14 protein-coding genes are annotated in these 13031 nt (G+C 40.3%); all 14 read right to left on the reverse strand.

Going from position 1 to position 13031, the window contains the following annotated elements; genetic code table 11:
- Positions 1-46: 46 nt before the first annotated feature.
- The 14 genes from flhB to fliF all read right to left on the reverse strand — a co-directional run bounded on the left by flhB (position 47) and on the right by fliF (position 13016).
- A complete protein-coding gene (gene flhB / locus I6F47_RS00505; protein WP_007585806.1) occupies positions 47-1177 on the reverse strand; it encodes a flagellar biosynthesis protein FlhB in 1131 nt (376 codons plus the stop codon).
- Between the two features lie 9 nt (positions 1178-1186).
- A complete protein-coding gene (gene fliR, locus I6F47_RS00510) occupies positions 1187-1966 on the reverse strand; it encodes a flagellar biosynthetic protein FliR (protein WP_024589943.1) in 780 nt (259 codons plus the stop codon).
- A 2-nt stretch (positions 1967-1968) separates the two neighbouring features.
- Positions 1969-2238: a flagellar biosynthesis protein FliQ gene (gene fliQ / locus I6F47_RS00515; RefSeq protein WP_002959325.1), complete on the reverse strand. Its 270-nt coding sequence runs from the start codon at positions 2236-2238 to the stop codon at positions 1969-1971.
- Positions 2239-2278: 40 nt separating this feature from the next.
- Positions 2279-3019: a flagellar type III secretion system pore protein FliP gene (fliP, locus tag I6F47_RS00520; RefSeq protein WP_165725378.1), complete on the reverse strand. Its 741-nt coding sequence runs from the start codon at positions 3017-3019 to the stop codon at positions 2279-2281.
- A 4-nt stretch (positions 3020-3023) separates the two neighbouring features.
- Positions 3024-3407 carry a flagellar biosynthetic protein FliO gene (gene fliO, locus I6F47_RS00525; protein WP_007377952.1) on the reverse strand — a complete coding sequence of 128 codons (384 nt, stop codon included), beginning with the start codon at positions 3405-3407 and terminating at the stop codon, positions 3024-3026.
- Positions 3404-3802, reverse strand: coding sequence for a flagellar motor switch protein FliN (fliN, locus tag I6F47_RS00530; RefSeq protein WP_007585803.1), 399 nt, complete (start codon positions 3800-3802; stop codon positions 3404-3406). The genes fliO and fliN overlap by 4 nt, the downstream gene beginning before the upstream one ends.
- Positions 3803-3822: 20 nt before the next feature.
- Complete coding sequence (fliM, locus tag I6F47_RS00535; RefSeq protein WP_024608166.1) at positions 3823-4914, reverse strand: flagellar motor switch protein FliM; 1092 nt, start codon at positions 4912-4914, stop codon at positions 3823-3825.
- Positions 4915-4923: 9 nt separating this feature from the next.
- A complete protein-coding gene (gene fliL, locus I6F47_RS00540) occupies positions 4924-5454 on the reverse strand; it encodes a flagellar basal body-associated protein FliL (protein WP_007585800.1) in 531 nt (176 codons plus the stop codon).
- Between the two features lie 57 nt (positions 5455-5511).
- Positions 5512-7569, reverse strand: a complete 2058-nt coding sequence (locus tag I6F47_RS00545; protein ID WP_197183142.1) for a flagellar hook-length control protein FliK — start codon at positions 7567-7569, stop codon at positions 5512-5514.
- Between the two features lie 89 nt (positions 7570-7658).
- Complete coding sequence (fliJ, locus tag I6F47_RS00550) at positions 7659-8105, reverse strand: flagellar export protein FliJ (protein ID WP_024589948.1); 447 nt, start codon at positions 8103-8105, stop codon at positions 7659-7661.
- Entirely contained in the window at positions 8105-9439 is a 1335-nt protein-coding gene (fliI, locus tag I6F47_RS00555; protein WP_197183143.1) for a flagellar protein export ATPase FliI, read from the reverse strand. Before fliI ends, fliJ begins: the two co-directional genes overlap by 1 nt.
- 18 nt (positions 9440-9457) lie before the next feature.
- Positions 9458-10264: a flagellar assembly protein FliH gene (fliH, locus tag I6F47_RS00560; RefSeq protein WP_024606215.1), complete on the reverse strand. Its 807-nt coding sequence runs from the start codon at positions 10262-10264 to the stop codon at positions 9458-9460.
- Between the two features lie 3 nt (positions 10265-10267).
- Positions 10268-11308 (reverse strand): flagellar motor switch protein FliG, encoded by a 1041-nt coding sequence (fliG, locus tag I6F47_RS00565; protein ID WP_007581881.1) that lies wholly within the window; start codon positions 11306-11308, stop codon positions 10268-10270.
- Entirely contained in the window at positions 11301-13016 is a 1716-nt protein-coding gene (fliF, locus tag I6F47_RS00570) for a flagellar basal-body MS-ring/collar protein FliF (protein WP_007581880.1), read from the reverse strand. Before fliF ends, fliG begins: the two co-directional genes overlap by 8 nt.
- Between the last annotated feature and the right edge of the window lie 15 nt (positions 13017-13031).

The following is a 13031-nucleotide window of genomic DNA, read 5'->3' on the forward strand; positions in this document are numbered from 1 at the left end:
CTACGTAGAATTAGCAATAACTATTCCAAGTTACTAAGTTAACGGTTTAATACTTGTAGGCATCGGGGATTGGGAGCTTGTTATTGAGCTTAGTTGGACGTTTACCGCGCCCTTTATTAAAGCGCTTAAGCTGAAATACATACGCTAAAACTTGCGCTACAGCAGTAAATAGCTGATCAGGTATTTGCTCTCCTACTTCAGCCGTATGGTAAAGCGCTCGGGTCAACATGGGGGATTCTAAAATAGGTACTTCGTTCCCTATTGCTACTTTTCTAATTTGCATCGCCATTTCATCAATACCTTTAGCAAGTACTATAGGCGCACCTGCGCGCTCTGTATCGTATTTTAATGCTACAGAGTAGTGAGTTGGGTTGGTAACAATAACATCAGCGTCAGGGACATCTTGCATCATACGGTTTTGCGACATTTGCCTTTGTGTTTGCCTAATACGCGCTTTTATTTGTGGGTCACCTTCAGAGTTTTTATACTCATCTTTAATCTCTTGCATTGTCATTTTAAGTTGTTTGTTATGGTTATAACTTTGAAATGGTGCATCAATAGCCGCAATAATAATTAAAGTGCACGAAAGACCTAAAAACATCCAGCCTAAAATCTCTAAGGCATGGATAATATTACCTGGTGCACTTTCTAAACTTAAATGCAGTATTTCATCAAAATAGGTATTAATTAAAAATATAGCAAAACTTGCAACCAAACCAAATTTTAAAAGTGACTTTACAAGCTCAATAGCCGCTTGCGGGCCAAACATACGTTTAAAGCCTTTCATTGGCGACATTTTACTTGCTTTAGGTGCAGCGGCTTCCCAGCTAAAATTAAAACCACCTAGTAACGTATTACCAATAAATGCAGCCAAAACTATAATTAATACAAACATAGCCATAGGAAACATTAAAGCGTCTGCAACCTCTCCCCATACGGCAAACATTTTAGTGGTATCAAAGGCTTCGTTGCGGTTTAAGCTAAGGGTTCGGCCCATTACATTGTATAAACCTTTGCCAATTTCTGGCCCATACATCAAAAGCGATATAGCCGAAAAAATAAGTACAAACATAGTACCTAGCTCTTTTGAGCGCGCTATTTGGCCTTTCTTTTTAGATTCTTCAAGCTTTTTGGATGTGGGTTCTTCTGTTTTTTCTTGTCCTGAGTCTTCAGACATGACTTTCTCCTAAGGTGAGCAACCAACTAAAGTACACATTAGCTCAACCATTTTTAACCATTGAAACTCAAACTGAGAAACAAAGTTACCTAGTGTCGCCCAAATAATAATAAGTCCCGCTACCAAGGTAAACGGAAAACCAATAGAGAAAATATTTAATTGCGGTGCTGCACGCGTCATAATACCAAACGACATATTAATAACGAGCATCGCGGTAAGCGGTGCAAGTGAGAGTACAAGTGCTGTAGTAAACATCCAGCCGCCCCAGGTCACTATGTCCCAGTAATGATCTACAGACCACCATGTGCCATCAATGGGTAGCACTTGAAAACTATGCACTACCATTTGAATCATCATTAAATGCCCGTTAAAAGCAAAAAATAACAAGGTGGCCAAAATAAGGAAAAACTGCCCCACAGCAGGCACACTCGCACCATTAGAAGGGTCAATAACCGAAGCAAAACCTAAACCGGTTTGCATCGCGAGTATTTGCCCTGCTAATACAAAAGTATTTAGTAAAAGTATAGATGCAAAACCAATAGCAACACCAATCAGCATTTGTTGAATAACGACTAAAATCATCTCAAACGAAAATAAATTAGTGAATGTAGCTGGGGGCAAAACAGGAACTACAACAAAAGTTACAACAACCGATAAACCCATTTTTATACGTGTAGGAACATTTTTAGCCCCCAAACCAGCCATAATCATAATCATTGAGCTAATGCGTACCAGCGGCAACAAAAAATCGCTCAACCATTGAATAACGACAGCAAAGGGGTATTCCACGTTTAACCTGCAATTTCAGGAATAAGTAATACTAGGCGAGTAAAAAAGTCCATTAGCTCTTGAGTAAGCCAATGCCCACCCACAATAAGCGCACTAATGGTAATTAATAAACGAGGTAAAAAGCTCAATGTTTGTTCATTGATAGACGTTGCAGCCTGAAACACGGCAACAACTAAACCAATAATTAAGCCTGGGACTACAATTGCAGACACCAGCTTAATAACTAAAAAAAGAGCGTCACTTAGGATATCAACAAAAATTTCCGGTTCCATGTTGTACTCCTATTGTTGGGTCATGTTAATGCTTTGCATACTAAGTCCCTAAACCAAAGCTTTTGGCTAAGGTACCCATCACTAAGCTCCAGCCGTCTACAAGTACAAATAACATAATTTTAAACGGTAAGGACACAATCATGGGTGAAAGCATCATCATACCCATCGCCATTAATACCGAGGCGACCACTAAATCAACAATTAAAAATGGGATAAAAAACATAAACCCTATTATAAATGCGGTTTGCAATTCGCTGGTTACAAAGGCGGGTATAAGCACTATTAACGGTGTGTCTTGCGGCGAATCTAGCTGATCATAACCGGCAATTTTAGCAAACGTTTCTAAGTCTTTGAGACGCACTTGAGAAAGCATAAAGGCTTTCATTGGCTCTTTAGCCAGCTCTAAAGCTTGTACTGAAGTAACCTGCTCATTTAAGTAAGGTTCTATAGCTCGCTCGTTTACCTGCTGATAAATAGGCGACATTATAAAAATACTTAGAAAAAGCGACATCCCTAATAACACTTGGTTCGACGGTGTTTGCTGCAAACCAATCGCTTGGCGCAAAATGGCGAGTACAACAATTATTCGTGTAAAGGAGGTCATCATAATTATGGCAGCCGGTATAAAACTCAGCGCCGTCATAATTGCTAAAACTTGTAACGTTACTGAGTAATCTTGTGTGCCATCAGCGTTTGTTGTAATAGTAAGCGCATCAATTCCTTCTGCGCTTACATTTGGTACAAACACCATGGCAAAAATAATAAGCAGCCACTTTGTCATAGGTTTAATTCTTTTTATTTTGGTTTGATTGCGGGTTTAAAAGTTTACCAAATCGTTTAGCTAATTCAGGTAGTTCTTTTTCACTTAATGGAGTTTCTAACTTGTGTAAGTAATTAATACTGTGGGGAGTTACACCAAGTAAATGCTGAGCATTATCTATCTCAACAACCATTAAACGCTCGCGAGAACCCAAAGGTAGACTTCTGACTACTTTAAATTCATCGCTGTTTGCTAAATTTGGATTAAGCTTTTTAACAAAAAATGCCAGCACAATAATTAGTACTAGCACCATTACAAGCGACAGCACCATAGAGAGTATATCTCCAGTAGGTGTTGCCACATCTGCTTTTGAAAAAACGGAACTCGTTAAAGCAACTAATAAGCTCATCGTAGTTTTTTGATCCGCTCTACTTGGCTTATCACGTCAGTTAAGCGAATACCAAACTTGTCGTTTACTACAACTACTTCACCATGGGCTATCAAAGTACCGTTAACTAGCACGTCTAGCGGCTCGCCCGCAACACGGTCAAGCTCAACAACAGAGCCTTGGTTAAGTTGCAATAAGTTACGAATATTAATTTTAGAGCGTCCTACTTCCATTGAAATAGTAACGGGGATATCTAAAATAGTGTCGAGTTTTCGTTTTTCATCGCCACTCATTTCGTGTTTTGAATCACTTAACTCATCAAGCTCTGCAACATGTGCTTCGCTACTATCATCTGGAGCTTCGGCTTCTGCTAATGCTGCTGCCCATTCATCCATTGTGTCTTGATCATCGCTCATACTTTTAACCTTTTAATCAATTACCAGTCTAAGTCTACACCGTCAGAGAGGTGTAAATCATCTTCTAGTTCTGCTAATTCTGCATCTGAGTCAATTTTCTTGCCGCCTTTGGTAAATACATGCAGCTCAGATTTAACTGAATCAGGTCGTTTAATTTTTTCACTAATTTGAAGCGCAACATTATCGCGAGAGCGACCCATTTTGGCTCTAAATGTAGGTAGTTCTTCAACAAACACGGTTATATGCTCAGGCATTTCAACCGGAATAATATCACCGGCTTTGAGTTCCATAATTTGTTTTAAGGTTAAATCAACTTCAAGTAACTGAGTTGATATTTCAACCTCTACATCCATTATTTCATCGCGAAGCGCTTTGCTCCAACGTAAATCAGTATCTTCAGTATCAGACTGAACACCCGCATCTAACAGCTCTCGAATTGGCTCAAGCATTGAATACGGAAGTGCAATATGAAAATCGCCACCGCCGCCATCGAGCTCAATATGGAAAGAACTAATAACCACAACCTCAGTTGGGCTTACAATATTAGCCATAGCTGGATTTACTTCAGAATCGAGGTATTCAAACGATACATCCATAACCGGTGCCCAAGCTTCTTTATAATCTTCAAAGATTATTTTAAGGAGCATTTGTACAATTCGGCGCTCTGTTGGGGTAAATTCTCGGCCTTCGATTTTTGCATGATAACGCCCGTCACCACCAAAAAAGTTATCTACCAAAATAAACACAAGTCGTGCTTCCATGGTAATCAGGCCAGTGCCTTTTAAAGGTCTAAAACGCACCATATTTAAACTGGTTGGAACAAATAGAGTATGAATATACTCGCCAAACTTAATCATTTGCACACCGTTAATAGACACCTCTGCGGTGCGGCGCATCATGTTAAATAGGCTAATTCGCATATGACGAGCAAAGCGTTCATTAACAATTTCCAGCGTCGGCATACGACCACGTACGATCCGATCTTGCGAAGAAAAATCGTACTGAAGCGTACTTCCTCCGCCATCTTCACCGTCGTGTATATCTTCCTCTTCAACGTCATCAACGCCATGTAATAGCGCATCAATTTCGTCTTGGGATAATAAATCGCTCACGCTAACCCCTTATTGCATCACAAAGCCGGTAAACAATACCCGCTCAATTACTTTGCTGCCTTCAACATCCATTAAAGCTTTTTGTACCTTTTCAAGTGCAGAAAAACGAAGTGTTTCTTTACCAGAGCTCGTACTTAACTCATCAGCTGTTGTAGTAGAAAACACACTTAATAGCGTCCCTTCTATTAGTGGAATGTGTTTTTTGGCTGTTTCTTCATTTACTTCGCCACGTACTAGTAACTGTACTTTAATTTGCACAATTCTGTCGCGACTTGAACCGGGAACGTTAAATACAAATGGGCGTGGCATTGACACATATAAAGCACTGCCTATTTCAGCTGAATCACCAACTGCAGCAGAGGGTGCATCTGCTGACATCGCAGTCTCTTCATCTAAGGTTTCAACTGGCGCATCCGAACCCGACATAAAAAAGTAACCTGCAGCACCGCCTACAATAAGTAGTACAGCTACTATGATTATTATTAGTTTCTTTTTGCTTTTACCGGTTTCTTCAATTTCTAAACTTGTTTCTTCAGCCATCATGATTCCTTTAATCGCAAAGGTACTTGCTTGTTTTAGTTATTATAATAGCAGCACTTAGGCATAGTAATCTATTGATGATGAAGTTTGTTGTCGAGAACTTTGTGCAGTGTTATTTGCTTGCTCGTCGTTTTCATCATTAACTGACTTATTATTAGCTAAATTACCTTGGGTTCCACTCTCACTTTGCTCAGCAGTTTCACCACCTGATTGCCCATAAGAAATAGTACTTTCACCAAGCTCTAATCCTTGTTGCGCTAACATTTCACGTAAGCGCGGCATTGATTGTTCAAGTGCTTCTTTGGCTTGCTGGTTTTGTACTACAAAGTTTATATGTGCTTGTTCTGCATCGCTACGAATACGTATTTGCATACTGCCCATTTCGGGAGGATCTAGGCGAATTTCTGCTTCTTTGTTATTAATGCTCAGCATTGAGCTAACGCGCTCTTGCAGTAATTTAGCTGCATCACTTTTAACAATATTAATTGCCTGCATTACACCAGGATCAATACTTACTTGCTTAACTTGCGATGTACTTTGTAATTGTTGAGTTTGTATTATTTGGGTATCAAGTAAGCTCTGCTCGTAACTTAATGAGTCGTATTGGCTTAATGTGCTCACTTGCTGAGTATTTAGAGCTGCTGTAATTTGCGTAAATACTTGTGCTACGCGTGCAGGAGTTTGTTCTGCAGTTATTTTTTTAAGGCCATCTTTTTGTAATTCTTCAAGTGATTTTAATAAATCATCACCCTTAGTTGAGGTTGTTACAGCTTTATTTAAATCAGCCCCTTCGTTTGTCGATGTCTTTAAGCTTAACTTTTGTGGATTATATACTGTATTAGGAGTCTCTGACGCCACAAACGTTTTTGAGTCGGTCTTAGCGGTATCGGCAAGTCCTATTTCAATTGAAGCTTTTAATTCATTAACTGTTTGCTTAAGCACTTCCAATTGCTCGCCTTTAGGCTGCTCTGCTTTAATATAAGCGTTTAATTGCGTTAATAAGCTTTGTTTTTCAGTTGTATTAAGTGAATTGATTTCTGCGCTAAAAGAGTGTTTTGTTACTGTGCTCTGCGTTTTTTCGTTATCAGTAATAAATTGCGCAAGCATTTGCTTAAGATTTGAAGTGCTACTAGTTGCGTTACTGGCTGAATCAGTATTTTCTAATACTTTAACTTGCGCGTTAAGTTGTGAGCGCTGCTCCGGCGTTAAACTAGCAATAACATTATTAGCTTTAATTAAGCTTGCATCTTTAGTCATTAACGTATCTATTGCTGCATTATTATCAGCTTCAGTTGCGACTAAAGAAGACTGAGTAACGCCCGCTTTGTCGGTGAGTGTTGGCAAAACTATATTATTTTCATCAGCAGACTTATTTTGTCCTATTTGCTCTTTAGAACTAATTAAGGTTGAGGCAACTTCAGGTTTTTCTAATATAGGGCCAATGCTGTCATCTGGCTTTTTATTTATAGAATTTAATGGCCCTTCAATAGCTTCAGCAACACCACTTTTACGATGCTTGAATTCATTTAATGGTAACGAATTTAAAGGTGGGGTGCTCAAGTTATCGCTTTTTGAATCAGTTAATTTAGCCGTTTTAGAGTCTACATTAGTGGCAATTGGATTTTGCACTACACTGGCTGTATTCGCTTCTTTAGCCGATACTTCATCACTTGTATTGGTGGATGCAATTATTGGTGTGCTTTGTAATTCTGTATTTTCTGATTCTGTATTCTCTACCTGTGTAGCTGCTAGCTCTGTATTTTCAGCTGTCTCAAAAGGCTTATTGACCGAAGTGCTCATTGCTTGTGCTGAATTAATTTGATCAAGCATCTCAACAGACACAAAAGTAACTTCGTCAGTTATTACTTCATCTAGCTTTACGCTCAGATTTTCATTTTCTTCTGGCTGTTTATGCTTAGGTATGGCAATAGAGTTTTCGGCATCGGGATTTTTATTGCCTTTAAGCAAAGGCTCCATAGAGTTATGCGCTTCGTTTAGCTGACTTAAAAATTCATCGCCTAAATTTTCTCCGCCATTAGCTAAGCTATTGTCTTTAAAAGCTAACAGTGAATCTTTTTCAGAAGAAACTAAAAACGAAATGTTATTCATCGCCATAAATCACCTAATACCATTACGGCAATATGCCACCGCATACCGCCAAAAGTTGAATCCCACTAAGTAACAAAGCAATTAACGTGCCTGAATTACAAAGCTTTACGACGTTGAAAAAACTGATTAGCTGAGAATTCATCTAACATTTTTTGCTCATTTTTAGCCATTAACGCATTTGCTTTAAGTTTTTGATTTTCGATTAGTTTGGCAACTGCTTTAGCTTTAATTTGCTGCTTAAGCCATAGAGTTTTACGTTGAGTAACAACTTGCTTAGCTGTATTTACGGTACTTGCTTGTTGGCGAATTGCCTCTTCAATTTTAGCTATAAAAGCATGGTACTGCCCAAACCCGGCGCTGGATAAACCCGACTTACCTTTTAGGTGTAACTGCTGAGAGTATTCAAGTCTAAAATTGTTTAAACCTTGTAGTTTTTGTTGATTCGATTGCAAGTTTTGATTAGCTTGTAAGTAACTCATGCGCAAATTTTCTTCTTTATCATTTTCAATTTTGAGCAATAAATCGAGTTTGTTTTTAGCCATTATGCTTGTCCTAGTAACTGAGCAAGACCTTGCAGACCATCATCGTAACTAATGACATCTCGCATACCTTGTTGTAAAAATGCATTTACTCTTGGCATCATATTTATGGCTTGGTCGAGCATTTGATCGGTCCCTTTTTGATAAGCACCTAAAGTAATCATATCTTTGTTTTGTTGATACATTGAATAAACTTGCTTAAGTACACGGGCTTGTTGCATGTGTGGTTCAGAAACGACTTGAGGCATAACACGCGAAATCGATTTTTCTATATCTATAGCGGGATAGTGCCCGCTGTCTGCTAAATCACGCGATAGTACAATGTGGCCATCTAATATAGCTCGCGCTGCATCAGCAATAGGGTCTTGCATATCATCGCCTTCACTCAACACCGTAAAAAAGCCAGTAATTGAACCTTGCCCTTCACCGCCATTACCAGCACGCTCCACCAGCGCAGGTAATTTAGCAAACACCGAAGGCGGATAACCCTTTGTAGCGGGCGGCTCGCCAACAGCAAGTGCAATTTCACGTTGTGCCATTGCGTAACGTGTTACCGAATCGAGTAACAATAATACGTTTAAACCCTGATCTCTAAAATACTCTGCAATAGTTACGGCGCTCTCACAGCCTTTTAAACGCATAAGTGGTGATGAATCAGCAGGCGCTGCGACAACAACTGAACGTTTACGTCCTTCTACACCGAGTATTTCTTCAATAAATTCTTTTACTTCGCGGCCACGCTCCCCCACCAAGCCAACAACAATAACATCGGCTTCGCTACCTCGGGTCATCATACCGAGAAGTACTGATTTACCCACACCAGAGCCTGCAAACAAGCCCATACGCTGGCCTTGCCCTACTGTGATAACCGAGTTAATAGCACGCACACCTACATCCATAGGCTTAGTGATTGGTCTTCTTGAAAGCGGGTTTATAGTATTTTGCGCAAACTTTAAATGATGCTCAGCATTAATTTTACCCAAGCCATCTAGCGGTCGCCCTAAACCATCCACCACGCGGCCTAATAAACTCATCCCTACAGGCAAACCTAAATTATTTATTTGAGGAATAACACGCGCACCAGGTAATACACCAGAGATGTGGTCGTTAGGCATTAAGTACAAAGTTTGATCGTTAAAACCGACTATTTCAGCGTCTACAAAGCCGTTCATAGTTTCTATTTTACATTGGCTACCAACGGGTGCACGTAAGCCTCTAGCCTCAAGGGTAAGGCCAACAACACGCGTTAAAATACCTGCCACAGCAGGCGCCGGGGTTTTAATATGTTGTTGATATTGAGATAAGCGTTCGCTTAAAGGTGCACGTTGAGTTGACATAACACGCCAATAAAATAGTTAGATACCACTATTATGCAAAAAACTATCCAACGTTTCTTTGACACGTGTTTTAAGGGTCATGTCGAGTGACGATTGCGCTGTTTTAACTTCACAGCCACCGCGCTCAAGAGTGGGCTCTGCCATTAATTGCCAGTTATTATCAATAATGGTTTGTTCGCCGTAGCTCTCTTTTATGAGTTCTAAGTCTTCGGGGTTTAAATGGATTCGTACTTTTTCTTGCTCCGCATTAAGTGAATCAATACTTTGCTTTAACGTATGTAAAATTACATCAGGCGATGTTTTTACTTCTTGATAAATAACAGCTTCCGCCAACATGCTAGCAAGTTGTACTAATTGCTTTTCAGCTTGTTCGTCCACTTTATCTAGCGGTGCAGTTAACCCCTCTAAAATGGTTTTTAAACTTGTTAACTGCTCTTCAATTAATGGTTTTACGTCATCAAGGCCTTGTGTTTTACCTTGCTCTAACCCTTCTTTGTAACCTGCTTCTTTACCTTCGCCAACGCCTTTTTCAAAGCCGTCTATGTAGCCTTGCTCATGACCTTGTTTAAGGCCTTCTTCGTACGCATCTTGTCTAATGCGTTCAAGCTCAACCATGGTAAGCGCAGGGAGTTCTGGTTCTTGTGGCTCATCAATAGGCATTTCTTCGGCTAATTCTTTTTTGTACAGCTCACTAAGCGGTGTGCCGTAAGCCGTAGAGCGATTACCAAAGCTGCTCTCATCTGGTGCTACATCTGGAATAGCCCAGTTTTTTAATAATTCATCTGCTTCATCAGCGTGAAGTGTGCGTCCTTTGAGTTTGCTCATGGTTTACAGGAACTCCTCGCCACCGCCGCCGCCCAGCTGAATTTCACCTGAGTCAGATAAACGACGCGCTGTTGATAAAATCTCTTTTTGCGCCGCTTCTACTTCGCTTATACGTACCGGTGCCATAGCTTCTAAATCATCAGCAAGCATTTCGGCTGCACGCTTAGACATATTGCCCAGTATTTTGTCTTTAAGCGCATCGTCGGTGCCCTTAATTGCTTTCATTAATACGTCTTGTTGTACTTCTCGTAGGATTGCTTGAATACCGCGGTCTTCAACATCCATTAAGTTTTCAAACACAAACATTAAGTCTTGAATTTGCTGCGACATCTCTTCGTCATGTTCACGAATAGAGTCCATTAACTGCCCTTCTACGTTGGTATCTAGGTAGTTCATAATATCTGCAGCTGCTTTTAAGCCCCCCATTTTAGCGGCTTGTGCACCTGCTTGGCCGGCAAATTGTTTTTCCATGATTTCGTTTAGCTCTTGCAGTGCTGCTGGCTGAACTTCTTCAAGGTTTGCAATACGCATGGTTAAATCTAAGCGCACTTTTTCAGGGAACTGAGCAATAATCTCAGCAGACTGCTCTGGCTCTAAGTACGATAATACAATGGTTTGAATTTGTGGATGCTCATTACGAATAATGTTTGCTACCTGCTTAGAGTCCATCCATTTTAATGAATCCAAACCTTTAGCGCCTGAGCCCATAACAATTTGGTCAATAAGGCTAGCGGCTTTGTCTTCACCAAGTGCTGCAGTAAGCGCTTTTTTAATAAAATCTTCTGACTGAAAACCAATGGTACTAAAGCTTTGAATTTGTTCTATAAACAAGTTGTGTACAGCGCTAATCTTAGCTTGTGATAAGTCCTGTAACCCAGCCATAGCCATACCCACTTTTTGTACCTGTTTAGGTTCTAAGTGTTTAAGGATTTGCGCGGCATCTTCTTCTGATAAACTCAAAAGTAATATAGCGGCTTTATCTACCCCATCTAGCTTATCAACATCAAAGGCTGGCGGGAGTTGTTTTTGTTCTTGATCAGTCATCTTCTGTTAACCACGCTTTGACTACTTGTGATGATAGTTCTGGTTCGTTAGCTACAAGGGCACGAATTGCTTTAAGTAAATCTTCGTCGCCATGTAAATCCGGTAACTGCAGTGTACCATCACTTGAGAAACCAACCGAAGCAGAATCAAAGTCTTTATTTAGCATATCAAGCGTATTGTCGCCAATATCTACGCCTGAACTTAATGCATCTTCGTCGTATTCTTCTAGTGTATCGTCTGGGTAAATTAAGCGTTTAAGCATTGGTTTTACTACTGCCATTATCAATACAATGATAACTAAGGCGCCTAATACAAGGCGAGCTATTTTCATAAACCAGTCTTGTTCCCACAGTGGCACTTCTATTGCTAAATTTGTTTCTTCACGTACAAACGGCACTGTTACGACTTCAAGTGCATCACCACGTTGCATATCAAAACCTACACCACCTTGCAGTAAGCGACGAATATTTGACAATGCCTCTACCGAACGTGGAGTCATGGTTGTTTCGCCGTTTTCTCCCACTTTAGCAATGTAGTCAACAGCAACTGATACGCTTATTCTACGTATTACACCACTTTGCTGGCGCTTATGAGAAATTGTAGTGTCGAGTTCATAATTACGCGTTGCTTCTTTGTGGCTGCGTGTTGGTGATGTAGCTGTGCCTGCACCACCTTGCCCCGCAACCTCAGGAATGTTCGAGTTTAACGGTGGCTGATTTGTAAGCGCACCTGGAATACCAACAGCTAGGCCGCCAATGTTATTTTCTTCAAATGTGGTTTCGCTTCTAACCGCTGGTAGGTCTGGGTTATAACGCTTTTGAGTTTCCTCAATCGAGCTAAAGTCCATACTCAAATCAACTTGAGCTGTATAGTTTGCAAGCCCAACAACCGGTATTAAAATACTGTCTATTTTTTCAAGGTACTCTTGTTCGCGCTTACGTTCTAAATCGTATTCTTTACGAGAGCGTGCTGCTAATGAGCTTTGCGAACCTGAATTTAGTAATCGACCATTTTGATCGGTAACAGTAACTCGCATAGGCTCTAAACCCTGTACTGCCGAGGCAATCATATCAACAACAGAATCTACTTCTTCACGGTCAAGTGAGCGCCCACGTTTAAGTGTTAATACAACGGTAGCTGATGGTTTTTTCTCTCTGCGGGCAAATACGTTTTCTTTAGGAATAGCTAACAATACTTTAGCGCGAGTAATGTTGTTAAGTTCTTCAATGGTGCGTGCAAGTTGTTGCTCGCGGCCATGTTTTAGGCGTTCGCGCTCTAAGCGTTGGCTTACACCAAAGCCCATATCTTGCATAATTATGTCAGAGCCCGACGCTGGCCCTTGCTCTAATCCTTCGCGGGTCATTAACAATTTAATATTTTGGTATTCGCTTTCATCAACCGATACAACGTTGCCATCTAGTTGATATTCAATTTGTTGCGCATCTAAAAAGTCGAGCGTTTGAATAAGCTCTTCAGTTTGCATTTTACCTAACGGACGCATATCTGGCTGACGAGCCCAAATAATAATGAAAATCGCGATAGCTAAACAAATAGCCAATGCTATAACCAATGTTACTTGGCGCAATACATCAACACCATTTAAAGCACTTAAGTAGCCTGACTTTTGTTCTTGTTGATCATCACCACCACTTTGGTCGATACCGCCGCCAGCAAGTGCTAGGTCTGTAGATTGGTTAGATTGCGCCACAATAATTCTCCACTA

The sequence above is a fragment of the Pseudoalteromonas sp. NZS37 genome (assembly GCF_015864265.1).
Lineage (GTDB): Bacteria > Pseudomonadota > Gammaproteobacteria > Enterobacterales > Alteromonadaceae > Pseudoalteromonas > Pseudoalteromonas arctica.

What these genes read in the sequence shown, in the direction of transcription:
- fliJ (WP_024589948.1), bottom strand. Translation starts at nt 8,105, where the DNA reads ATGGCTAAAAACAAACTCGATTTATTGCTCAAAATTGAAAATGATAAA.
- fliP (WP_165725378.1), bottom strand. Translation starts at nt 3,019, where the DNA reads ATGACAAAGTGGCTGCTTATTATTTTTGCCATGGTGTTTGTACCAAAT.
- fliO (WP_007377952.1), bottom strand. Translation starts at nt 3,407, where the DNA reads ATGAGCTTATTAGTTGCTTTAACGAGTTCCGTTTTTTCAAAAGCAGAT.
- I6F47_RS00545 (WP_197183142.1), bottom strand. Translation starts at nt 7,569, where the DNA reads ATGGCGATGAATAACATTTCGTTTTTAGTTTCTTCTGAAAAAGATTCA.
- fliQ (WP_002959325.1), bottom strand. Translation starts at nt 2,238, where the DNA reads ATGGAACCGGAAATTTTTGTTGATATCCTAAGTGACGCTCTTTTTTTA.
- fliG (WP_007581881.1), bottom strand. Translation starts at nt 11,308, where the DNA reads ATGACTGATCAAGAACAAAAACAACTCCCGCCAGCCTTTGATGTTGAT.
- flhB (WP_007585806.1), bottom strand. Translation starts at nt 1,177, where the DNA reads ATGTCTGAAGACTCAGGACAAGAAAAAACAGAAGAACCCACATCCAAA.
- fliL (WP_007585800.1), bottom strand. Translation starts at nt 5,454, where the DNA reads ATGGCTGAAGAAACAAGTTTAGAAATTGAAGAAACCGGTAAAAGCAAA.
- fliH (WP_024606215.1), bottom strand. Translation starts at nt 10,264, where the DNA reads ATGAGCAAACTCAAAGGACGCACACTTCACGCTGATGAAGCAGATGAA.
- fliI (WP_197183143.1), bottom strand. Translation starts at nt 9,439, where the DNA reads ATGTCAACTCAACGTGCACCTTTAAGCGAACGCTTATCTCAATATCAA.
- fliN (WP_007585803.1), bottom strand. Translation starts at nt 3,802, where the DNA reads ATGAGCGATGATCAAGACACAATGGATGAATGGGCAGCAGCATTAGCA.